Raw genomic sequence first — 23,577 nt, forward strand, 5'->3', positions numbered from 1 at the left:
TCAAATTTTAGTAATCTCGGTGCCAGGAGATCGTTAGGCTAACATCTCCACTCTTGTAGTATTCCATAGGTTTTGATTAGTCGCCATGTTGTAACTGATGTGGCGAAGCTGTATGCCAAATACGCATCGTCATCCCAAAAGCTAAAAACCAGGAATATGGATACAGTTGTATTAAAACCACTTTTTCACAGGAACAGGAAATGTTTAGGGTTATATTTTGATAAAAATCAGGCATTGAATGTATTGGTAAAAAGGATTACCGGTATAAAGTGAGCCAGACAAACAAATGCTGGTATGTTCCTCTGACACGTGAGTCAATCGAAAATAAACGGAGAATATAATTCAATTAAACTTTACAAATCCGAGAGAGCAAATGAATTGTATAGACACGAAAGGCAAACAAGAAATAACGAATTACAAATCAACTATCAGGAATTTGATCAAATCTTGAGAACTTTAATTTTCATTATAAATCTAAATATGGATGGAATACAAACTATCTAGAGGTTGTAAAGAATGTGAAAATGTTGACTTATTTGGTTTAACTAAAATTGAAGCAGCATTTGAGCTATATGACTCAAGCCAAATTTGGAAAACTCCTTGCTCAAAATGTGGCTCAGTTAATTGTAAATTTCTTGGGCATGATCATCCTAAGTTGGATCAGGAACTGCTAGATATATGGGGGAATTCACCTGAATTATTTCTTATGCCACAAGACGAAGAATTATTTCTGGCCGAAATAGATTACCTACCAATGACGTTAAAGGCAATTGACGAATCGAAATATTTAAAAAGAAAGATCGAAGTAATAGTTGAATCAGTATGTGTTTTACTTTATGACAATTCTGCTTCTCCCGAAGAATATACTGATAATGAAAATAAAGAACGTGAAAAAGCCGCAACGTTAGTTCGTACAGAATTAATAAAAAGAAAAGACAAAATAATTGAAGCAAGAGAGGCTGTGATGGATTATATCAAAGAGATAGTATTCCCTCAAATTGGAATAGAAATTAAGGGCAACGCCTAATTCACGAATTGTCATATGAAGAGTTTTGGGACAAACATCGATATTGGGGAATCGAGCAACAGAACTTTCTTGAAATTCGATTTTATCCGGAAACAAATGTTCTGGTCCAATTAAAGAAAATACTATCGAGAGAGGAGGAATACTTCGTCTTACCGATTGAGAGTAACAGAAATATTTATAGGGGTAAGATTGACATCATTGACCAATTATTTAATGACCACGCAAGGGCTCATTTTACAGTGGTTGACACCAAGTTTAACTGGATTTTGATAAAGAACGAGTTTAATAAACTAATTGGCGTGGGCGACCAGATGAAAAGGAAAAATCAAAAGAAGATTCGTATGGCTTTTGACAGCGAGAGGATAATGTATTCAACAACAGATTAAACGCAAGATGAAAAACGCAAGAGATAAGGTGTAAATAAAAAAAATGACTACAACAAGGGTTTTGCATCAGGCGAGCTGAAGTGCAAAATTCAACAGCAGTACTTCGATTGAACATAAGAATAAAACTCGACTTTTGTGCTTCGATTTCCCGCCCGCACGCAAAGCCCCAAAACGTTATGTGCTATTCGTTTTCTTCCATGGAAGAACAAAATTTAGAAACAGAATATAAGGGTGGCGTTTATGCGCGGCGTGTCTTGCGAGGCATGTGGCTAAACGATCAGGCAGCATGGCGACCAGTTCAGTTCTTCGCAATAAACTACGACTATTGGTATGAGATCACAAAAGCTGATGGCGACTTAGAAGAAGGTGAGCAGCCTAAACTCAATGAAAACGGTGAACAGTATGTGATCGCCTGGACGGACTGCGGCTACTTCGACTCATATACGCAGTTAAGGTTTGGCGGCTTGACGGTGAAATCAGCAATAGAATCAGCTGAGGAAGTAGTTGGTCAAAAGATTTGATGGGACAACGCAGTGGACTTACTTTAGAGCGTAACAGCACATAACAAGGGCGTTTGAATAGCATGGCTGGGAATTGTGTTACAAATTTATTATTAGCTATTGTTTCAGCATACATTACGCTCAGATACAGGCGGCAGGAATCGAACCATTCAAACTATTACTGTACAATGGCTTAGATATTAGTTTATAAAAAATGAAGTTAGCCAGAAATGAAAAAGGCTTTAAGTTCAACGACTTAAAGCCTTTTCTTTTTTGGTGCCCAGAACAGGAATCGAACCTGCACTCCCTTGCGAGAACCAGATTTTGAGTCTGACGCGTCTACCAGTTCCGCCATCTGGGCATTTATGTCAAATTCCGAAATTCTTAACCTACCTTACTTAAAATCAGTGATTTGTAATCCGTAAGATTGGTCTTTCAAAACGGGAGGCAATATTACAACTTTGAAATTTTCTGTCCAAAATACCGGCAGCTTTTTTTAAAATATTGTTGTTCTTTTACTTACAACAGCTCTTTTTCGGAAATAATACCTTCCTGATGATGGTCCACACCTTTTGCCACATGGGTATCCTTTTTAGTTTTAGTTGATCTTCTGGCGTACAAAGATACGTTCGCGAAGGCCACCAGAAACAAATTTGCCACCCGGCAAAGCGCATTTCCTTCCACCTGGTTTCCTTACAGTGTATGTGCTGGAACCGAATTTGCATATCCTGTTCAACATTAAATACCTTGAATATGCAAAAAATATCATCGACCATTATGCTTTTAAGTGTGACCCTCTTCGTGTTGGCATGTAACGATCAGCAAAAAAACGAGCCTCAGATGTCTACCGCTACCATAAAGGGCCTCAAACCTGATACGGCTGTAAGCGGTATGGCAACATTTACAAAGGATGGAAATAAAGTGAAGATGAACCTTCAGTTAACTATTCCCTCCAAGGCCAATGAATCGGTTGCCGTACATATCCATGAGAACGGTAATTGTGGCGATACCGGTATGGCAGCCGGAGGTCATTGGAACCCTACCAACGCGCTTCATGGTCAATGGGGAAGCAGTAATTTTCACCTCGGCGATATAGGCAATGTGAGCCTCGACGCCAGCGGCAACGGCAGTATGGAGCTGGAAAGCGATAAGTGGTCATTGGGAGAAAAGTCGGATATGGATATCCTCAATAAAACGATTATCGTTCACAGCGGAACCGATGACTATTCCAGCCAGCCCAGCGGTAATGCAGGCGGAAGAATCGGTTGCGGCATTATCGTTTCAACACAAACCGGTAACTGAGGTAAAAGCGCATGATGTTGCAATGCTCAGCCCATAAGGCTTAACCATTTCCTGATTTCCTGCTTGTTCCTGTTGAGCCTTTTTTGTAACCTTTCGAGGAGCTCCTCTTCTTTACCTATTTCGTAAATAAGGTCATCTTCGGTTAACTCAGGATATTTTTTCCTTAACCGGTCTTTGAGGGGTTCCCAGTTTTCAATTTTTTTATCTTTCATACCTTTCGATTTAATAGTAAATATAATTACATAGTGGCCGGGGGTTACATAATGCCCCCGGTTACACCAGTCTGTTACACTTCATCATCGAACTTCCTGAAAATGCTTTTAACGCTGCTTCTGACCTGGCTGCGGGTCATCAGGCTTTTGTTCATTTCCTGGGTTGTCCAACCCTGCCAGATCTTTTTATCTGTTTTTGCATCCATCATACTAATGGTTACAGTGGCTTCTTTGTACGGCACATTGTAAGATTCATAACCCAAAAAATTCGATGGATAATAAATGGTACCCCAGCGCCTCAGCCACGGGTTAAAGTAATAGCGGATAAATGGCCGCGTATATACCGGATCGTCGCGCCGGGTTTCACCCTTTTCAACCAGGATATCATAACTTATAAGCACATCGGGCTCATTGGTGACCAGCACCCAGCCTTCTTTTCTCAATTGTTCGTTCACGGCATTTTGAATGCTCAGTTTGGCAAAAGCGGCGGGGTTTGAAGCGTCTTCATTTTTTGAATCTTTGGTTTCAACCCATGCATATCTTCTATAGTTCTCAAGGTTCGCTCCCGGCGCCTTTTCTGCATACGCCATCGGCGAACAGGATGAAACGATCATTATCAGCACAGCGGCGCTCAATACACATATCATTTGTTTCATAAAACCTCCCTTTATAATAAACATTCAAAAATTGTGCACACCGGATTAATTATTACAGAATGGTGGTGTCGAAAATGATCAACATGATGCTGAAATATTTACCCCGTGTATCTAAAATTCCCCGTGAAAATTTTATCATTGTTTTGACTCCAATATTCCGCTCTTACCTGATGGCCGTGTATAATGTACGGGAAAGCACCGGCGGCATTGTTTTTTTATTATTTACTGTACAAGGCTGATCGATGTTGAAAATTGTGATCCGGATCGTGATGCAGGTATTTTTTTTATATGTTAAATAAAATAAAGGAGGTAGTATGAAAAAGTCATTATTCTCAATGCGGATGATGGGGTTGGCCATTGGCGGATTATTGTTGACGGGTGTTTTATTTTCAGCCTGTGATAAAGATGACGACGATCCGGTGGAGATCAAAGCATCTGGATTATTAGCCGCTAACCTGGCGCCCGATCTGGCTGCCGGAATGTTCCTTTCCGGTAATAATCTCACGCCAGGCCCATTGTATTATACTAATTATACCGGTGGCTACCTTGCCATTTATTCGGGAAACAGAACGCTTTCGACATTCGATTATAGCAATACGGCAAATCCTGTGGCTTCCGGTAACTTCGATTTTAAAGATGGGCAGTATTATTCCGCATTTGTCTTAGGCGCCAACGATAATTACAGGAACGTGATCGTGCAAGACAACTTCGATAGCTTGCCGGGCGCATCAGGAAAGGCGTATATCCGTTATGTAAATGCCATACCCGATTCTTCCACCGCCATGATATCTATTGCCGATAACGGCGAATCAATGAACAGCAATGCTGGTTTTGCTGCGGTATCGGATTTTTCGGAGGTAAATGCCGGCGATGTCACAATCAGCGTAAAGAACGGCGGCAACATCGATACCGATAGAACCATCAACCTCGATGAAAGAGGCGCATATACCGTTTTGTTATTAGGCATGCCCGGTTCAACCAATGCAGATAGCGTGCAGATAAGATATATCTATCACGGCATGCTCGACGAACAAACAGATAAAATCGAAACGGCGCAGTATAAGATCAGCAGTTGACGCGAAACCGATGTCGCTGTAGTAGATAAAACGTTACGCAAAAGCCATAAATATAATATCATATATATAAGATATTATTTTATGGCTTTTTTGTATGGGTGATCATGACCATGCGATCGATTTAAAAATTCCGGTTGCGGGACTGATAAACCCGTTGGCTCATTGTATCTGTCAGAACTTACTATTATTTTTACCGGTTGTTGTAATCGTTATTGAGCATTTGATCATTTCTATAACACTTAATTTTAATCCTATTCCCTATGCGTATTGTCTTTGGTTGGAACTCCCTGAAGGTTCGCAGTTTTACGTTGGATGAACTTGGTATCATGAAAAACCTGGAGCCCGGTACCGAACTTGAAGTGCGTCAGGCATATTTTCACCTGTTCTGGATCCCATTCTTTGGTCTCGGTAAACGATGGATCGTTCGTAAAGGCGACAAAATGTATGAAATGCCTGCCGAAATTAAAGCGCTTGCCCGTAATTCGCTCACCAATGTAAAAACACCCTGGTATACGTTTACCGGTCCCATACTGATTGTGGCCGGACTGATCATTTTCTCTATCGCTACTAAAGTAGAGCGCATGCAGGATCACAAAAGGAGCGTGGCCAGGTTTAACGAGGAGGCAAAAGCGCTGGATGAAAAGCTGCACCATCTCACCACCAATGATTTCATTACCGTGGAGAAAATGGATGGTATCAATAGCTATGAGTTATATTTAAAAGTTGAAGATATTAATGGCGATGACATTGCAGTTACACCGGTAATATGCACGAGCGACAAGCCTATGATAGTGGAAAATGAGTATACGAAGCATGCAGGCACACTACCGTCAGTTAAAATGTCATATAAAAATCTGTTAAGCGCTTTCCCAAAAGAATATGATTCTTCCCGGGGGGCTGCTGCAATGCGGCAGGGGACCAGCCTGTTAAACGACGGAGAAAACTACGTCGTTAAAGATGTCGTTCGCCACTTCAAACCGATTGTAAAGGTTAACTTCGCAAACTTTTATACCGGTACCATCAACATTCGTTGTTATAATGAAGGATGGCCTGCAACGATTACAGAAATGAAGAACCTGGTTGGTAACATCGACTGGTCGCAAATGATAAACACAGATATGCCCGGGCGGCAAAGCAACTATAGTTCGCAGTACACGCTTGATGGTACAAACTATAAGCGTGGCGAACCCTACAAGTTTGTTATGACTTTAAAAGATACTACCGGGCATTCCTATAAATATGAATTTGAAAATAAGGGTAGTAACAATGTAGTCATCAGGGAACTGTAGTTCCGGAAAACAATAAGTTATTATGAGAACAGGGTATCTCCGGCCGGGGATACCCTGTTTTTTGGCGCCCTCAAAAAAATATTTGCGCAGCTAAATGGCTGCGCGTATATTTGCAGTCAAATAGCTGCACAATGGAACTAAGAAGAGATGTTTTCCAGGCAATTGCCGATCCCACCCGCAGGGCCATCATTACGCTGGTAGCCGTACAGGCCATGACGCCTACCGCCATTGCCGAAAATTTCGATTCATCGCGTCAGACGATCTCAAAACATATTCAGATCCTTACCGAATGCGAACTGCTTAAGCAGGAGCAGAATGGCCGGGAAATTTACTATCACTTCAATCCTGAAAAGATGAAAGCAATAGCTGATTTTATTGAACCCTTTCGGGAAATGTGGGACAACCGGTTCAACAAACTTGAAGCCATCATGAAAAAGTATAAACCCAAAAAATAACGCACTATGGAACGTAAAACAAAGGTCCATGCCGAAAACGGCAAACATGATCTAACGATTACGCGGGAGTTCGATCTGCCTGTTGACCTGCTTTTCAGGGCGCATACCGACCCTGAAATATTCGAAGAGTGGATGTCGCACGAATATGGTAAAACGAAGGTCATTAAACTGGAGACCAGAAAGCACGGCGGCTACCTGTTTCAGACAACCGACGCCAACGGCAATGTCGTGTTCCAGGCCAATGGGGTTATCCATGAGTTCATTCCCGGTAAAAAGATCATCCGTACGTTCGAAATGGCCAATTCGCCGTTTGAGGTGCAGCTGGAGTACCTCGAGTTCGAGCCTGTGTCAGAAGAGACCAGCAAACTCAGAATGCATGTGATCTACAGAACAGGGGAGCTGCGCGACGAACACCTGAAGATGCCTTTTGAATGGGGCCTCAATATGGCGCACGACCGGTTACAGCATATCGTAAGTAAACTAAAATAACATCCTATGTCAAAGAGAAATAAGATCATTTACTGGATCGCCACTGTCTGGCTTGCACTGGGAATGCTGTCGACGGGTTATGTACAGGTTTTTCAAACCGATAAGGAAATGCAGTTTGTGACCAACCTGGGTTACCCTGCCTATTTTATCGTTATGCTGGGCGTTTGTAAAATCCTGGGGGTGATCGCCATACTAATTCCTAAATTTCCATTGCAAAAGGAATGGGCGTATGCGGGCTTTTTCTTTATGATGACGGGCGCGGCTATTTCTCATATGGCAGCGGGCACAACCAATGAAATGTTTCCATCGCTGCTGTTGCTTGCACTTACACTGGTGTCGTGGTACTTCCGACCTGCAGATAGAAAAATCATTGCTGTAAATCATTAAATGAATAACCATGAATCCCAAAGTTGATTTTTATTTCGACAAGAATGAAGCCTGGCAGAAAGAGATCGAAAAAATGAGATCGATCGCGCTCGACTGCGGGCTTACAGAGGAGCTGAAATGGGGGTGTCCCTGTTATCAATACAATGCAACCAACGTCGTATTGATCCATGTGTTCAGGGAATATTGTGCCTTCCTGTTCTTCAAAGGCGCCCTGTTGAACGACCCCAACGGCATTCTGGTTCAGCAAACTGAAAATGTACAGGCGGCCCGCCAGTTACGTTTTACTAACCTGAAGGAGATCGTTAAACTGGAAGCTGTAATCAAAGCCTATATCTACGAAGCTATTGAAGTGGAAAAGGCGGGGCTGACCGTGAAATTAAAAAAGACCTCCGAATTCAATATGCCTGAAGAATTTCAGCAGCGATTGAATAAGAACAAGGCCCTGAGAACGGCGTTTGAATCGTTGACGCCGGGCCGGCAAAGAGCTTACCTGCTGCATTTTTCTTCAGCCAAACAGGCCAAAACCCGGGAGTCGCGGATAGAGAAATACATACCGCAAATACTGGAAGGAAAGGGAATCGATGATTAATGAGATCATATAAGGCGTGGCCTGCCTTACCACCCGGCAAGGCAGGCTACACCCGGAAAACGGTCGCTTCTTATGCCTTTGCACTTGCGTACTTAATGCGCCTGTTTATCGGTTACCAGTTTCCGGAAATCTATTTCATGATCGTATTTCAGCTGGTTGAGCTTGTTTACGAGTCTTCTATTGCCTGTCGTTCTGTGGGTTGAAGGACCCACTCTCTTCGGTATACGACACCGGCGTTTCCTGTACGTCTTCTCTGTAAATGGCATCGTCTAAAAATTCACTGCCTTCGCTTGTGTCGTGTAAATTCCTGTGATGCACATACGTATGATCGTTTGCCTGAGCGCTTTTTAATTTAAACGGATGTATGAAGATCAGATTCATAGTGCTTTCTTTTTCGGGTGAAGAAAACCAATAGGCAATAGACAATTTGCAATTGGCAAGGCTGCCGATAGCCGGAATTTCCCATTAATCGCGAATCTTCTTTTTGTTTATTGCCTATTGTCAATTGCTTATTGATGTAGTGCCTGTTTGCTCAACCATTTCTCATAGTTAATGGCTCCCAGTCTGGCCTTGTTATTATCGGCCGGCACAAGGGCTGCATTGGGAATGGTTCCGCCATAATAATTGTTATTGCTGTTGGCAACCACCTTGCGCTTGTCGTTGGTGTCGTGCAAATAGCGGGCAACGATCTGCGGCATGGTAAACCGTTCGGGGCCTGCAATTTCAATGATGTTGTTGGCGGGTGTGCCCACGGCCGCTTCTGTTACAAACGCAGCTACGTCGTCGGATGAAATTGGCTGGAACTGAACGTCGGAAATATGCACTTCATTGTCTTTCGTAGCCTGGTTGGCAATGCCGGCCAGAAATTCGAGGAACTGGGTGCTGCGAAGGATGGTATAGGGTACACCTGAACGTTTGATAAGGTCTTCCTGGGCTATTTTGGCGCGCATGTAACCTACGTTCTGCATCTGGTCAACACCTACGATAGAAAGCGCAATGTGGTGTTTTACGCCGGCATTGATGGCTGCCGCCAGTAAGTTACGGCCCGATGTGGTAAAGAATTCCAGTACCGCATTGTCTTCGAAAGAGGGCGAGTTGGAAAGATCGATCACTACATCGGTGCCCTGCGTAGCTTCGGCCAAACCTTCGCGCGTAATGGTATTGATGCCGGTTTGCGGCGAGGCGGCAATCACTTCATGTTTGAGTTGACGAAGATTGGCAACTACTTTTGATCCGATGAGGCCGGTACCTCCGATGACTACAATTTTCATAATTTGATTTTTGTGTGTTTCATTCAGAAACGCTAATGAAATGCCAAAAGATCAAATTGCTGAAGTTCAATAAGATGGGAAAAAGCGCGGATAATTTTTTCACTGTATTTCGTGAAAACACTAAATGGTTCACTAAATGGAGGGAAGGATGAAAGTTGAAAGTTGTAAGTAATAGGTTGTAAGCGGAAAGCCTAAAGCAGAAGGCGAAGGCAAAAGCGGAAGGCGAAAAGCGGAGGGCAGAAAGCCGAATTTCAAGCTGCCTGCAATTATTCGCGAAGAACGCATTTCGGAGGCAGGCGTTCAGCGTTGTGCGTTCAGCCTTGAGCATTCAGAAATAGTCAGCTTTGGTAATGCCCAGCTTCTTCATCTTCGAGTGTAAGGTATTCCCCGGCACATTGAGGATCTCCGCCGCGCCGCCGGGTCCGCTGATCTTACCGGTACATCTCTTCAAAACGTCAATAATATAACTTCGCTCCATTTCTTCAAGTGTACGGTTCGAAAGAAATGCCTGCTCCTGTTTTTCGGTGCCGCTGTTCTTCGGTATATACACTTCATCGAGGTTGCCATCCGTAGTAAGCAATATGGTTCGTTCAATCAGATGCTCCAGCTCCCGAACATTACCCGGCCAGGTATAACTTTTCAGTTGCTGTATTACGGTTGGTTTTATCTTCCTGATTCTTCTGCCCGTATTGCGGCTGTATTTCTCAACGAAATAATGCATGAGCGGCTCTATGTCCTCGGGCCGGTCGCGCAGGGGCGGCAGCGTTATAGGAAATACATTCAGCCGGTAATACAGGTCGGCTCGGAACCGCCCTGCTTTTACTTCTTCTTCCAGGTTGCGGTTGGTGGCGGCGATCAGGCGCACATCGATCTTAATGGTTTGTTTGCCGCCCAGCCGTTCCAGTTCGCGCTCCTGTATAACACGTAACAGCTTTGATTGCGTTTCCAGCGGCATTTCGCCAATTTCATCGAGGAACAGGGTGCTGTTATTGGCCAGCTCAAATTTTCCTATGCGCCGGTCGATTGCGCCGGTAAAAGCGCCGCGTTCATGACCGAACAATTCGCTTTCTATCAGGTTGGCTGGTAATGCGGCGCAATTCACCTTTACCATCAGTTTGTTTTTCCGCGGCGATGCATTATGAATGGCGCGGGCGATCAGCTCTTTGCCGGTACCGGTTTCGCCCAACGCCAAAACCGTCGCATTGGAATCGGCCACCAGCGACATCAGCCGGTAAACCTGTTGCATTTTTTCACCGCTGCCTACGATTTCTGCAAAATTATAAATGGTGCTTATCTGTTCCCGCAGGTAATCGTTCTCCTGTTCGAGCTGCTTTTTATATGCCAGCAACTTTTCATTGGCCTGTATATTGGCAATGGCAATCGAGATCTGTGCGCAAATACCTCTTACCATCAGCCGGCTCAGCCTGTCGGCCAGCAGCCAGATGGTGCCTATGTTCTTGTCGCTGACCCGCAGGGGCAGGGCGTACATATTCTTCAGCCCCGTAGTACTCCACAGTCTGGCGTAAGCATTTCCGCTCTTCAGCTCTTCTTCTACGTTAAATATCAGTCCGTCAATACTGGCCAGCACCCGCGAGGTATAAGGTTCCTCAACCGTAATACGGCTGGCCGCCATTTCATCGATGTTTTTATTTGTTTTTTCGAACAGGGTGCGGTCGAACATATAGGCGGGCATGTGAATGCCATCCTCTTCAATGACCCTGATCATGGCCAGCTTGGTATGCAGTAATTTATCGAGCACCCTGAAAATAGCGGTCTGCAGCTCGTCCTTGGTTTTTACATGGGCGATATCAACGCTGAAGTCCAGGAGGAACGATTGTTCCTGCTCTTTTGCCTGAATGGCTTCATTTTTTATGATATTGGTGACCGCGCTTGACAACTGCGGGGCAATGCGGCTCATGATACTCCTGAACTCGTTGGTAAAACTGCCGGTTCGGGTAGAATAGAGATGCATAAAGCCGATCGGTTGTTCGGCATGCTGGAGTTTTGTCATCAGCATCTCCCTGATGCCGCCTTCATAATTCACCCGCAGGTAGGGTGGACTTTCCGGCAGGTCCATTATTTCTTCCAGAATAAAAGATACCGGTCCCTGTGCCGCCAGCGCCCTTTGTATAAAGGGCACGTTGATGGGAAAACGGCTTTTGAACAGTTGCTGATAGCCGGGATGCAATTTTATGGGCGAAGTTTCAATGTCGTACAGGAAAGCGCCGTAGGTTCCTGTTTTGTAATCAAAAATGGTAACGATGGCGTGGGTGATGTTGAAAAGGCCCTTTAAACGCTTCGAGAATAACGTAATAAGGTCGCTTTTGTCGCGAACCCGGGTAAGATCGCTTCCCAGGTCGAGTAAGATCTTTCTTTCCTGCTCGAGACTACCGACCGTAGTAACAGGCGCTTCTGGTTCAGGAAGATGGGCCTTTTTCATCTGATTATATTTATTTGTTTTGGCCAGGTGTCCGCCCGGATGACGGGGAATTTACGATGGCAAAATTTTCGTTGTTAAATGTATCAATATGAAAATTTTGCCATGGACGTTTCAGTAGTACAAAAATAAAGTTAAGCGGCGGAACCCCGGTAAGGGCATCCCTATCTTTTTTGACGATTCTTTTTTATAGATTAGCGCCGTAAAACTAATATTTTAATGAAAAACCTATTTGGCTTCCTGGCCATCGTGACCGGCCTGGCTTGCGCGTCACCCGTATGGGCGCAGGATACCAGCCGCGCACAACGTAATTCCAATATAACCGATTCCTCCCGGAAGCAGCCCGATACGATTCGCAGGGGCAGGGGACTGCTTAGAGAACTATTCGCCGATTCGGGCAAATTAACCGCCAGCGATTTCCAGTTACAGATTGAAAAAACATACCTGATATTGAATAAGGTCGGCAGCAGGAGCGAACTGGGCCTGCCCATAAAACTGATAAAACAAAAACTTACCGATACCGATTCCATGCTGGCGGTATTGAAAGATAATGTGCTCAACAACAGCGCGGCCCTCAACCTGCGCAACCTGCAGGTGTTCAAAACCCTGCTGCTGAACATTCAGGCAGAGAGTAACGAAGACCGTCAGGTGCTTGACAGCGCAGAGAACAGGCTCATCGATCTGCGCAACAGCATGAAGGTACTGGTTGGCGATACCATTATGCGGCAGATCTGGCGCGACTCGCTTTTGCGCCAGCAATTCTCACCCCAGTTGAAAGGTATGCGCGAATCGTTTCGCGGTGCTACAAAGAAATTAAAGGAAAGCCTCGCGAAGATCAATCATTTTCAAACCCAGGTATCGTCGAATATCATCATTACTTCGCAATTGCTCGATAGGGTGAATGCCCTGTTAAGCACTTCGGCCGCCCGCATCTTCGGCAAGGAACATAATTACCTGTGGGAAAGAGATACAACCAGCCTTTCGGCCCGCGCCCGCAGTTCGATGAAGAAAGCATATGCCGGCGAGAAAAAAGCGCTGCATTACTATTTTAAAGACAGTAATCACAAACGGCTGTTCCTGCTGCTGATTGGCGTGGTATTTTTAGTATGGCTGTTACGCAACATCAGGACGGTGCGCCGGTTGAATGCGATGGACAGCATCAGCCATTTTTCTTTTGAATACCTGCCGAATAATTATATCGTTGCGGCCTTTATTATGATGTTTGCCATAGCGCCCCTGTTCGATCTGCATGCGCCTTCGGCCTATATTGAATCTATGCAGTTACTGATGCTGGTAATTCTCACAGTCATTTGCTGGAGGAAATGGCCGCGCAGGTTGTTCGTTTACTGGATCGCCATGGTGGTGCTGTACATCTGTTTTTCGTTTACCCATCATATGGCAGACCCCGGTTTCTGGCAACGGAACTTTTTGATTTTGCTGAATATTTTGTCGGTGGCATTCGGTATGCTGTTCCTTTCCCAAATGCAGCAAAAGCTGCCGCTCCGCAACTTCCTGCGCTCCGTTATCATATTGCATAACATAATGAACATTGTGGGCGTGTTGTGCAACATCTTAGGCCGGGTTTCACTGGCGCAGATCCTCGGCAGTTCGGCCATTTTCGGATTTACACAGGCCATCGGCCTCGCCGTATTCAGTAAAATATGTATGGAAGCCATCCTGCTGCAGATCGTTGCAAGCCGTTTGCGCCGCAATGTTCATTCTCCAATGAATTTTGAACCGGTGCTTGCCGGTTTCCGCCGGCCTGTACTGTTCCTTGTTGTTATTTTATGGTTGATCGTTTTTGCCACCAACCTGAATATTTATACTTCGGCATTGGGTGTGCTGGGCGATCTGCTGACGCACCAGCGCAGTATTGGCAATGCCACCTTTACCATTGGCGGTGTGCTGTTATTCTTCTTCATTATCTGGATCGCGCACCTGTTGCAGAAGTATGTTGGTTATTTCTTTGGCGACACCGGTAACGACGATGAAACACACAACAAAGGGCAGCGTTCGCGCCTGCTTATCGCACGGCTTATTTTGTTATGCGTTGGTTACCTGCTGGCGGTAGCCGCTTCGGGTGTACCGGTCGATAAGATCACCATCGTGCTCGGCGCCCTCGGTGTTGGTATCGGTTTGGGTTTGCAGAATATCGTAAACAACTTCGTGTCGGGTATCATCCTCATCTTCGACCGCCCGCTGCAGATCGGCGATGTGGTGGAAATTGGCGATAAAAGCGGCCGTGTACGGGAAATTGGTTTAAGGTCGAGTACCTTAATTACCGGCGATGGGGCAGAAGTGATCATTCCAAACGGTGATGTATTGTCGCAGCAGATCACCAACTGGACGCTGAGCAATAATCAAAAACGCATAGAGCTCGATCTGAGCATCACCGGCAGCAATGATATGGAACTGGTGACGAATACCGTTAAAAAAGCTATTCTCGAGTCGGGCTTTATTTATGAAAACCGCGAGCCATCGGTGCTGTTTACCGGTATAACCGATAACGGCGTCGAGCTGAAAGTGTTTTACTGGTGTGTTGATGTAAATAAAACAGGCGCCGCAAAAAGCGCCATTACCGTTTTGTTATTCAACGCGCTGAAAGCACAGGGTATGCAGTTGGGTGATAAAGCGAATCAGCTGATCAGGGTGATTAATGGGTAAAAGTTGATAGGGTTGATAGGGTTGATAGAGAACTTCATGGGCAGTGGTCCTTCTAATTGTTGAAAGACTGAGCGGGCCATGTATTTCTTATCAACTCTATCAACTTTTCAACTATTTGGAGATTTTATATACTGTAAACGAATAAGGCCCCAATACATCTGTTAGCTCATTTGTAACCGTCATCGCCGATACCTTCACCGCCACCTCCTTATCACCTGGCTGCCCCTGCATTACCGAACGCTCAGCTTTTGTTCCCGCGCCGAGGCTGCCAAGGTCGAGTTTGATGGAAGTTGGAACGGGTAACAGGTTCACCATCTTTATAAATACGCTGCCATCTGCGATATTGCGTACCACCGAAACGCCAAGGCGCTTTTTAACCGCTTCATCATCGCTCGTGAGTTTTACGTTCGAAGGCAGGTATTCATTACCGGCATGGTTGCCGAATAATTTCTGCACCTCGTAATTAACCGTTGGTTTTACCTCTGTATTGTTGAAATAAATAAGGTCGGGGTTCCACTGTGTATGTTTTTCTTTGGCAAGCAGGGGCGCATAGGAGGTCATGTGCACCACATCGGCATTGCGTTCTACATTGGTAAGGTACAGGGCTTCGGCAAGGGCATTGAACAGGGTATTGCCCCACGAGGCGTATTCACCCAGGTATACTTTGGGTTTACTGCGGTCGTAATTGTCGTAATAATGCTGGTTGTTGATGAACCAGCCCGCACTTTCATAATAGTGTTCATCAACCATCGGCACATTCATTTTGCTGGCCAGCGCCCAGCCCTGCTCATAGTCGGTGCCGTGATGAAAAGGGCCTACAGTGCCAATCACGGTTATTTCAGGATGTTTTTGCTGCAGCGCTTTATAGATCATGTTGAAGCGTTCTTCAAAAAGATCGGTGATAAGGTCTTCATTGCCGATGCCGATATATTTTAGATTGAACGGCGCCGGATGCCCGGCTTCCGCCCGCAGCTTTCCCCATTTCGACGTTGCCGGGCCGTTGGCCCATTCTACCAGATCGAGAATGTCCTGTATATATTCATCCATTTCACTCATGGGTATACCGCCCTGTTGTCCGCCGCCTTTTGGCCCAATGCCTGAGTTCTGGCAGGGAACACCCGCTGCCAGTACCGGCAAAGGCTGAGCGCCTATATCTTCACAATACTGGAAGTATTCGAAATAACCAAGTCCCGCGCTTTGATGGTAGCGCCAGATATTGGGTTGCGGTTTGCGCGCCTCGAGCGCACCGATAGTGTTTTTCCAGCGATAGATGTTTTCAAGGCCATCGCCATGCGCCACACAACCACCGGGAAAACGCACAAAACGGGGCCTGATGGCCGCCACGGTTGCTGCCAGATCGGGCCGCAAACCATTCTTCCGGTTTTTAAATGTTTTTTTAGGGAACAGTGAGATCATATCGAGCATAATACGGCCGGTAGCCTGTGGCTGCAGTTCGAGCCGGGCGTCTTTTGCGTCATTTGCTGCCACCAGTTTAGTACTGTATTTCTTCCATTGCGTTGCCCTGGTTCGAACCGTTGCCTGCGCTAGCGTGCTGCCATCCTGCGCCACCAGTTTTACGAGCAGACTCCTGCTTTTGCCATCGCTGTTCTTTGCAAAAAGCGAGCACTCATATTCATCGCCTTTTTTCAGGGGAATTCCGTCATAACCGCTGTTGATCAAAGCGCCGCCGGTTTGTGTGGCATCCAGCACGGCGTAATGCGGGTTGTTGGCATGCAGGGGCGTGGTACTGTCGATAGAAAAAACAAGCTGCTGGCCGCTGGTTGCCCAGGAATGTTTGCTGTTCCAGGTATTGTCGCGGTATTTTCTGTCGGCCGGCGTGTATTCAAAATCGCGGTTCTGGATCAATTCGGCATACAGTCCGCCATCAGCGGCGTAATTGATATCTTCAAAGAAAACGCCGATCAGCAGATCGGAAATGGCTTTTTTGTTTTCAGGTTGCAGGGTAATGGTGGCGGCAAGTTGTTTCAGGTTTCCGTACCGCGTGCTGTCGGTGTTGAACGATTCGCGGTTCTGGCTGCTTCTGTATTGAGCCAGTTGCCACACATCGGTGAGTTGGGCGATCACGGGCCATGCTACCCGGGTTATGGTGCCGGTTGCAGGGCCTGAAGGCAGGTTCACCGTAGTTCGATCGTCTTTATATTCCGCAGCGGAAATAGCTGCCGCTGGTTCAAACTGTTTGAAATCTTTTGTAACGATGCGGAAGTGCTGGTTGCCCGACAGGTATTTTATAATATACTGCTGATTGCTTTTGTCATACTGTACAACCGGTTGGCGGAAGGTTTGATGTTGCGGAAGGTAAGGATACACTTGCCGGCCCCAGGTTATCAGATCGGCAGAGGCGGCATGGGCAAACTGGCTGCCTGTTTCGTTGAGGCTCCAGATACAATGCCAGATGCCGTGTGCGTCCCTGAACAGGTACGGACTGTTCATTTGTTTTTGCGAACCCCATTCGCCATAGTCGCATCTTACATAACCGAACTCATTGCCCACCGGGTTCCACTGTTTGGCATCGGCGCTCCAGGCAAAATGCAAACCGCTTCTTCCCTGATCTTTTGTGGTGGCATAAGAAAAGAAATAAACGGAATCGGGTTCGTTGGCTAAAAGGATCTTACTGATACCGGATGCTGTAAAAAGCAACAATAAAGACAGTATACGCGCGTTCAGTTTTTTCATATGTCAAAATAACATTTATGTGGCTGGTACTTGGTTTGGCAAAAATAGCCCTATAAAGATACGGGTCTGGATCACATAAAACAATAAACGGTTGATGGTGGGTTGCGGGGTGCCGGGTTTCCGGGAATACAGGGAAATACAGAATACAGTTGCCGGTTTCCGGGGCAGGCAATGGCGAAGGACATGCCTGGTAATAAGGGCACAATGGAGATCACTGTTTAATTTTTCTCCGGATACCGTTGTTGTTCGTTCCCATATAATGAGAGGCTGTCCCGTTTCAACGGGACGGCCTTTTATAATAGTTAAGAAGCTCGTTGTTGCAGCTTTTTGCGAAAATATTTTCCAGGGAATTCATGATGATTTAATATCCCTCTTTTTTAAATTGCTCTATCTTCCAACGCCTAAAATAGTTCCTATGCGCAGTTTATTGCCCGGTTTGCTTTTCAGTATCACTTCTGTTGCCGTTTTTGCGCAGGCCGAACCCGGTCATAGCCATAAACTGGCCCGCAGCCTGCAATTTCCCGATGTGCCCGGTTATAAGGTCATGAAATGCGACCTGCACCAGCATACCGTTTTCAGCGATGGCAGCGTATGGCCCGATATCCGCGTGGCGGAAGCGTTAATGGATGGGCTCGATGCCATTTCTCTCACCGAACACCTCGAGTACCAGCCGCATAAAGACGATATTCCGCATCCCGACCGCAACCGCTCTTATGAACTGGCGCTCAAAGAGGCCAGGGACCATAAACTGATCGTCATTCGCGGGTCGGAGATCACCCGTAAAATGCCGCCCGGCCACTGCAACGCCGTTTTTATCAACGACGCCAATAAAATGCTGATCAGCGATTCTGTAGAAGTGTTCAGGGAAGCCAAACGGCAGAACGCTTTTGTTTTCTGGAACCATCCCAACTGGATAAAACAACGCACAGATGGCATTGCTACCTTAACGCCCATGCACAAGCAGCTGATCAAAGAAAAACTGCTCGATGGCATAGAGGTAGTGAACGATGTTACCTATTCCGACGAAGCCCTGCAGATAGCCCTCGACAATAACCTCACGATCATGGGTACCAGTGATATTCATAAACTGGTCGATTGGGTGTTTGATGTTCCCAAAGGCGGCCACCGGCCAATAACGCTGGTGTTTGCCAAAGAAGCCACCGCCGAATCTATCAGGGAAGGATTGATGAACCGCAAAACCGTGGTGTTCCATAACAACCTGCTGATCGGTCGCGATGAGGTGCTGGTACCGCTGATAAAGGAATCGCTGAAGACAGGCGGTGCAAAATACACCCCAAAAACAACGGTGCTCGAAGTGGAGATTGAGAATGTGACCAGCTGCGAATTCATGCTGCAGAACAGATCGAAATATACCTTTCACGGGCATGCAGATGTGATAACGTTGAAGCCCGGTGAAAAAACGACAATAATGGTGAAAACCGTCAATAAGTTAACCAGTGTTGACATACCGTTTGAAGTGCTTAGCGCTATAAATGCGCCGAAGAGTCACCCGGTGGTGACACTGCAGGTTAATGTGAATTAATACCATAACAGGCAGCAAACTTGGCACTTCCTGCTTCTTATTTCAGCTTTTTAATACGAAATAGATCAAATGTACTCCGGTACCCGATACGTTGTATAAGGCTGAAATAAGTTAATTTTACCTGTATGCCTGATACTATGAAACAGCTGGTCCTTACCAGGGAAGAAGCCAGGAAGATCATCTTATATGCGGCGGGTTTATCGCGTGCCGGCCAGTTTGGCAAAGGGCGCGAGGCCGTATACAAACTCATCGACCATCTTGGTCATGTGCAGATAGATGCCAATTATACCGTAGAACGCGCGCATCATCATTCCATTGCAGCGCGGGTGCCTGATTATAAACGGGAATGGCTGGAAGAACTGCAGGCGGATGGCCGCATCTTTGAGTTCTTCATTTCCGACTCCGGGTTCATTCCCATGTACGACTACCGCTATTCCCTGTGCGTAAAAGAAGGTTTTGCCAAGAGCCGCAAACCAGTAACGCAGGCGGAGATCAACCTGATGGAAAGAGTGCTTGACCGCGTTGCGCGGGAAGGACCGCTGATGTTAAAGGATTTCGACTATGACCGCGAAGTGGCCAGCTCGGGCTGGTGGGACTGGCGGCCATCGAAAATAGCGCTGGAGAGGTTGTACCTCGATGGCCGGTTGATGTGCACCCGTGGCAAGGACTTTCATAAAGTGTACGACCTGCCGGTGAATATCGTTCCCAACGATATCGACACAACGAAACCAACGCCTGAGGAGTTTGCACGGTACATCATTCGCCGTGCCCTGGGTTCGCTGGGAATAGCCGGGGCAAAAGAAATGGCCTGGCGTGCGCATTATGTAAAGAATAATGTAGTGAAAAAAGAACTCGAAAAAATGGCCGCGGAAGGAGCCGTGATCCCGGTTACGATAAAAGGGCTCACGATCGCCCAGCAATATATTTTGCCCGCTTATAAGAATAAAAAGATCCGGCTGTCGGGCGATGTATTCATCCTTTCTCCATTCGATGTATTGAATGTGTTCAGGCACCGCCTGCGCGATTTCTTCGATTTCGATTACCAGATAGAATGTTTTGTTCCCGAACCCAAACGCAGGTATGGTTATTTTTCATTGCCCGTACTGGCAGGCGATACTTTTGTGGCCCGCATGGATTCCAAAGCCGATCGTAAGCAACGGGTACTGACCATCCACAATCTTCACTTCGAAAAAGTAAAATTGAGCAAAACGCAGATCAGTAAGATCACCGATGCCATTAAAGCCTTTGCCCGGTTCAACCAATGTACGGATATCGATATAAAGAGGTCGAATAACAGGGAGTATGTTAAAAATATAAAGCAGGCACTGGCAGAATAAAAAGCCTGCCTTCTTCACATACAAATGGTAATTTTGTGATGCAACTTTTCAGCCTGCTGAAATTAATATGCACAACCTGGTGATATGGAAATATTGATCATACTCTTTCTGATCCTGCTCAATGGTGTGTTCTCCATGAGCGAGATCGCATTGGTTTCTGCCCGGAAATTCAAACTGGAAAGCTCAGCGAAGAAAGGGAATGGCAATGCCCGCAGGGCGCTGCAACTGGCCAATAATCCCAATACCTTTTTAAGCACGGTGCAAATAGGCATTACCCTGATCGGGATCCTTACCGGTATTTTCAGTGGTGAGAAGATCGAAGAGGATCTGAAAGCTGCTGTTATGGGTATACCGGTACTGGCGCCCTATGCAGAAAGCATAGCAGTCACTATTATCGTTATTGTCGTTACCTTTTTCTCGATCGTATTCGGCGAACTGATCCCCAAACGCATCGGTTTGATGTTTCCCGAAGTCATTGCCTCCACGGTGGCACAGCCAATGACATTGATCTCCATTATCACCAAGCCGTTCATCTGGCTGCTTACAAAAACCAATGATCTTTTTCTCGGCATCTTTGGATTGAAAGACAGAAAGGATGGTATTGTAAGTGAAGAGGAAATAAAGGCCATGGTGCAGGAAAGCGCCCTGGGCGGGGAAATACAGCAGATAGAACAGAATATTGTGCAGCGCGTGTTTGCGCTTGGCGACCGGAAGGTGGGCGAGCTCATGACCCACCGCAGCGACCTCTTGTGTTTTAATATTACCGATGACCTGCGCGGCATAAAAGAACGAGCGCAGATAGAATCGCATTCCGTGTACCCGGTGTATCGCAAAACAACCGATAACCTGATCGGCGTCGTTTCAGTAAAAGATATTTTCCCCAAAGAATTTAAAGGCCCTGATTTCAACCTCGCCGAATTTCTGAAACAGCCGGTAATGGTGCCCGAATCGGCACCTGCCTATAAAGTGCTGGAAAGGTTTAAGGAAAGCAAGATCCATTATGCCTTCGTGCTCGATGAATATGGATCGGTACAGGGTATGGTAAGTATGGACGATATTCTCGATGCATTGATAGGGGATGTAACCGAATACAACCAGCAGGAATACCAGATCGTGCAACGGGACGATAAAAGCTGGCTGGCCGACGGCGCTTATCCTTTCTTTGAATTCCTCAATTTCTTCAATGTGCATGAAGAGGAGTATTATGAAGGCGATTACAATACCCTGGCCGGACTAATTCTTCATCAGATCGGTTATATACCGCGGGTGGGGGAGGTTGTAAAATGGAATGAATTTGAATTTGAGATCGTGGATATGGACGGTCCGAAGATCGATAAGGTAATGATCACACGAAAAACATTTCTCTAAATTATACGGTATTATGATCGCCGTCATGATAATTGCTTGACTGGCATCAATAAAAATATAAATCCGCCAAATACATTTGATTTATTATTTATGTGAGCGGGATTGTGCTACATTTATAACAGCAATCTCTACGTTTCCAGTTAAGAATGATATGACTATCTTAATTGCCTTCTCATAGTTACAAGACCTTTTCCTGCATTATACATCTTTCGAAAAACCTCGTTACTCCATTTCCTCTGTCAGACAGGTCTCGTTCTAAAACCTAAACAACTGCTGTCGTATGCATATCAAAGGCATAATGGTGACCCTTGTCACCTTATTAATGGCCATATCTTCTTTTGGCCAGCTAGTTCCAACCGTTTATACAGATAAAGCCGATTACCAGCCAGGTGAGGTGGTGATCATTGAAGGGGATGGCTGGCGGCCTGGCGAGCAGGTAAAGCTCGAGATCGATCATTCAACTATTACTCACGGCAACACGGTATTATATGCAACTGCTGACGACAGAGGGCATATCAGGAATGAACAGTATGTTATACAGGCAATACATTGGGGCGAGTCGTTTATATTAACGGCAACCGGTATGAGCTCGGGGTTTACGGCAACCACTACGTTTACGGATGGTAATGCATTTACTGCAACTGTAACACCCAATTCTGTGAATTCGGGGGTAAGCGGCTCTTTTACAATACGGGTGTCAAATATTTCTGAAATCAGTGGGCAGGGGCAAGGTCAGGGGCAGTCGGCCGCTAATGTGAGATCGGTTGAAATTGCTATACCCGCCGGGTGGACTGGTATTGCAACGACGTCAATTACGACATCATCAAATGCCAGCTCAACATTTTCTTTTGAGGCTGGCACAGGTTATACGAATGGGTATAACAGTAGTATCGGCAATGGCGTCATTCGTTGTAAAGCTGTAACCGGTAATGGTTTGCAGGCGGATACGGATCCGGCGCCTTATGTAGAGATCACATTTACAGCTACCAGTCCGGTTATAACAAGCCAAACGGCTTATACATTTTTTGCTAAAGCATCAGACCGTAATGATTATACATTTAGTGGTAACGCTAATATTTCAATACTTAAAGTCAATGGGAATGAGCAGCATCCGGTTGTAACTGTCCTGGCTTGTGCGGCACCTTCGATCACGACGCAGCCTTCAGGGCAAACAGTCACTTATGGCAACAATGCCACGTTTACTTTTCAAACAGGAACTGCCACTTACCAGTGGCAGGAGTCAGTTAATGGGGGTGGAAGCTGGAACAACATTTCGAATGGCGGCATATATTCAGGTGTTACAACCAATACACTTACGGTAGCGAAACCACCGGTTGCATATAATAATTACCGGTACCGGTGTATGGCAACGTCCTGCGCTTCGGTTACAAGCACAGATGTGCCGTTAACGGTGAATAAGGCCGGTTTAACGGTTACGGCCGATAATAAGAATAGGATTTATGGTGATAATAACCCGGCGTTTACTGTCAGTTATTCGGGTTTTGTAAGTGGGGAGAACGCATCATCCCTTACAACGCAGCCGACGGCTGCCAGTACAGCTACGGCAGCCTCCGCAGTGGGGAATTATCCTATTGAGCCCTCCGGTGGCGTTGCGGCTAATTATAGTTTTAGTTATGTAAATGGAACATTGGTAATAGGTCAACGCGAGGTTACTGTAACGGCCGATGCGCAGAGTAAAACGTATGGGGATGATGATCCGGAGCTGGAGTATAACGTTACTACGGGAAGTTTGGTAAATGGAGATGATTTTACAGGAGCATTGAAAAGAATTGCCGGTGAAGATGTAGGTGAGTACGCAATTACAATAGGCGATCTGGCGCTGAGTGGGAATTATGTGCTTGCTTATGTAGGCGCCAACCTGACCATTGGTCAAC

At 45.9% G+C, this 23,577-nt stretch carries 21 protein-coding genes and 1 tRNA gene; 15 read left to right on the top strand and 7 right to left on the bottom strand.

Annotation, left to right across the window (positions count from 1 at the left end):
- The first annotated feature begins 484 nt into the window (after positions 1–484).
- The 3 genes from A4R26_RS28835 to A4R26_RS28845 all read left to right on the top strand — a co-directional run bounded on the left by A4R26_RS28835 (position 485) and on the right by A4R26_RS28845 (position 1,934).
- The gene (locus A4R26_RS28835) at positions 485–1,027 is read left to right on the top strand and encodes a hypothetical protein (protein ID WP_081170005.1); all 543 of its coding nucleotides are present in this window, start codon (positions 485–487) and stop codon (positions 1,025–1,027) included.
- A gap of 8 nt (positions 1,028–1,035) precedes the next feature.
- Positions 1,036–1,413, top strand: a complete 378-nt coding sequence (locus A4R26_RS36165; protein ID WP_081170006.1) for a DUF6756 family protein — start codon at positions 1,036–1,038, stop codon at positions 1,411–1,413.
- Positions 1,414–1,610: 197 nt separating this feature from the next.
- Positions 1,611–1,934: a hypothetical protein gene (locus tag A4R26_RS28845; protein ID WP_081170007.1), complete on the top strand. Its 324-nt coding sequence runs from the start codon at positions 1,611–1,613 to the stop codon at positions 1,932–1,934.
- A gap of 253 nt (positions 1,935–2,187) precedes the next feature.
- Here the strand turns inward: A4R26_RS28845 and A4R26_RS28850 are convergent.
- A tRNA-Leu gene (locus A4R26_RS28850) sits at positions 2,188–2,274 on the bottom strand.
- A gap of 392 nt (positions 2,275–2,666) precedes the next feature.
- Here A4R26_RS28850 and A4R26_RS28860 point away from each other — a divergent pair.
- The gene (locus tag A4R26_RS28860) at positions 2,667–3,215 is read left to right on the top strand and encodes a superoxide dismutase family protein (RefSeq protein ID WP_207625845.1); all 549 of its coding nucleotides are present in this window, start codon (positions 2,667–2,669) and stop codon (positions 3,213–3,215) included.
- Positions 3,216–3,241: 26 nt separating this feature from the next.
- Here the strand turns inward: A4R26_RS28860 and A4R26_RS28865 are convergent, their stop codons facing one another.
- Positions 3,242–3,427 carry a CsbD family protein gene (locus A4R26_RS28865; RefSeq protein WP_081170009.1) on the bottom strand — a complete coding sequence of 62 codons (186 nt, stop codon included), beginning with the start codon at positions 3,425–3,427 and terminating at the stop codon, positions 3,242–3,244.
- Between the two features lie 74 nt (positions 3,428–3,501).
- Positions 3,502–4,083: a DUF4136 domain-containing protein gene (locus A4R26_RS28870; RefSeq protein ID WP_165760455.1), complete on the bottom strand. Its 582-nt coding sequence runs from the start codon at positions 4,081–4,083 to the stop codon at positions 3,502–3,504.
- 314 nt (positions 4,084–4,397) lie between these two features.
- On the opposite strand from A4R26_RS28870, the gene A4R26_RS28880 reads away from it, so the two are divergent.
- The 6 genes from A4R26_RS28880 (at position 4,398) to A4R26_RS28905 (ending at position 8,368) form a co-directional block, all read left to right on the top strand.
- A complete protein-coding gene (locus A4R26_RS28880) occupies positions 4,398–5,159 on the top strand; it encodes a DUF4397 domain-containing protein (RefSeq protein WP_081170012.1) in 762 nt (253 codons plus the stop codon).
- 260 nt (positions 5,160–5,419) lie between these two features.
- Complete coding sequence (locus A4R26_RS28885; RefSeq protein WP_081170013.1) at positions 5,420–6,448, top strand: hypothetical protein; 1,029 nt, start codon at positions 5,420–5,422, stop codon at positions 6,446–6,448.
- Positions 6,449–6,579: 131 nt separating this feature from the next.
- Positions 6,580–6,903, top strand: coding sequence for an ArsR/SmtB family transcription factor (locus A4R26_RS28890; RefSeq protein WP_081170014.1), 324 nt, complete (start codon positions 6,580–6,582; stop codon positions 6,901–6,903).
- 6 nt (positions 6,904–6,909) lie between these two features.
- Positions 6,910–7,392, top strand: a complete 483-nt coding sequence (locus A4R26_RS28895; RefSeq protein ID WP_081170015.1) for an SRPBCC family protein — start codon at positions 6,910–6,912, stop codon at positions 7,390–7,392.
- A gap of 6 nt (positions 7,393–7,398) precedes the next feature.
- Positions 7,399–7,779 carry a DoxX family protein gene (locus A4R26_RS28900; RefSeq protein WP_081170016.1) on the top strand — a complete coding sequence of 127 codons (381 nt, stop codon included), beginning with the start codon at positions 7,399–7,401 and terminating at the stop codon, positions 7,777–7,779.
- Between the two features lie 10 nt (positions 7,780–7,789).
- Positions 7,790–8,368 carry a YdeI/OmpD-associated family protein gene (locus A4R26_RS28905; RefSeq protein WP_081170017.1) on the top strand — a complete coding sequence of 193 codons (579 nt, stop codon included), beginning with the start codon at positions 7,790–7,792 and terminating at the stop codon, positions 8,366–8,368.
- 177 nt (positions 8,369–8,545) lie between these two features.
- On the opposite strand, the gene A4R26_RS28915 is transcribed toward A4R26_RS28905, so the two are convergent.
- From A4R26_RS28915 to A4R26_RS28925, 3 genes are all read right to left on the bottom strand, one after another.
- Positions 8,546–8,749 carry a hypothetical protein gene (locus A4R26_RS28915; protein ID WP_081170019.1) on the bottom strand — a complete coding sequence of 68 codons (204 nt, stop codon included), beginning with the start codon at positions 8,747–8,749 and terminating at the stop codon, positions 8,546–8,548.
- Between the two features lie 128 nt (positions 8,750–8,877).
- A complete protein-coding gene (locus tag A4R26_RS28920; RefSeq protein WP_081170020.1) occupies positions 8,878–9,639 on the bottom strand; it encodes an SDR family oxidoreductase in 762 nt (253 codons plus the stop codon).
- Positions 9,640–9,967: 328 nt separating this feature from the next.
- Complete coding sequence (locus A4R26_RS28925; RefSeq protein ID WP_081170021.1) at positions 9,968–12,079, bottom strand: sigma-54-dependent Fis family transcriptional regulator; 2,112 nt, start codon at positions 12,077–12,079, stop codon at positions 9,968–9,970.
- A gap of 216 nt (positions 12,080–12,295) precedes the next feature.
- Between A4R26_RS28925 and A4R26_RS28930 the strand changes: the two genes are divergently transcribed.
- Positions 12,296–14,740, top strand: a complete 2,445-nt coding sequence (locus tag A4R26_RS28930) for a mechanosensitive ion channel family protein (protein WP_081170022.1) — start codon at positions 12,296–12,298, stop codon at positions 14,738–14,740.
- Positions 14,741–14,851: 111 nt separating this feature from the next.
- On the opposite strand, the gene A4R26_RS28935 is transcribed toward A4R26_RS28930, so the two are convergent.
- The gene (locus A4R26_RS28935; RefSeq protein ID WP_081170023.1) at positions 14,852–17,434 is read right to left on the bottom strand and encodes an alpha-L-arabinofuranosidase family protein; all 2,583 of its coding nucleotides are present in this window, start codon (positions 17,432–17,434) and stop codon (positions 14,852–14,854) included.
- 415 nt (positions 17,435–17,849) lie between these two features.
- Here A4R26_RS28935 and A4R26_RS28940 point away from each other — a divergent pair, with 415 nt between their 5' ends.
- The 4 genes from A4R26_RS28940 to A4R26_RS28955 form a co-directional block, all read left to right on the top strand.
- Positions 17,850–18,977: an Sb-PDE family phosphodiesterase gene (locus A4R26_RS28940; RefSeq protein WP_081170024.1), complete on the top strand. Its 1,128-nt coding sequence runs from the start codon at positions 17,850–17,852 to the stop codon at positions 18,975–18,977.
- Between the two features lie 125 nt (positions 18,978–19,102).
- On the top strand, positions 19,103–20,314 hold the full coding sequence (locus tag A4R26_RS28945; RefSeq protein WP_242675047.1) for a winged helix-turn-helix domain-containing protein: 1,212 nt from the start codon (positions 19,103–19,105) through the stop codon (positions 20,312–20,314).
- Positions 20,315–20,398: 84 nt separating this feature from the next.
- A complete protein-coding gene (locus tag A4R26_RS28950; protein WP_081170025.1) occupies positions 20,399–21,682 on the top strand; it encodes a hemolysin family protein in 1,284 nt (427 codons plus the stop codon).
- A 280-nt stretch (positions 21,683–21,962) separates the two neighbouring features.
- Positions 21,963–23,577: MBG domain-containing protein (locus A4R26_RS28955; protein WP_165760456.1), on the top strand; the 1,615-nt coding region annotated here is incomplete at its 3' end.

The sequence above is a fragment of the Niastella populi genome, assembly GCF_002078015.1.
Lineage (GTDB): Bacteria > Bacteroidota > Bacteroidia > Chitinophagales > Chitinophagaceae > Niastella > Niastella populi.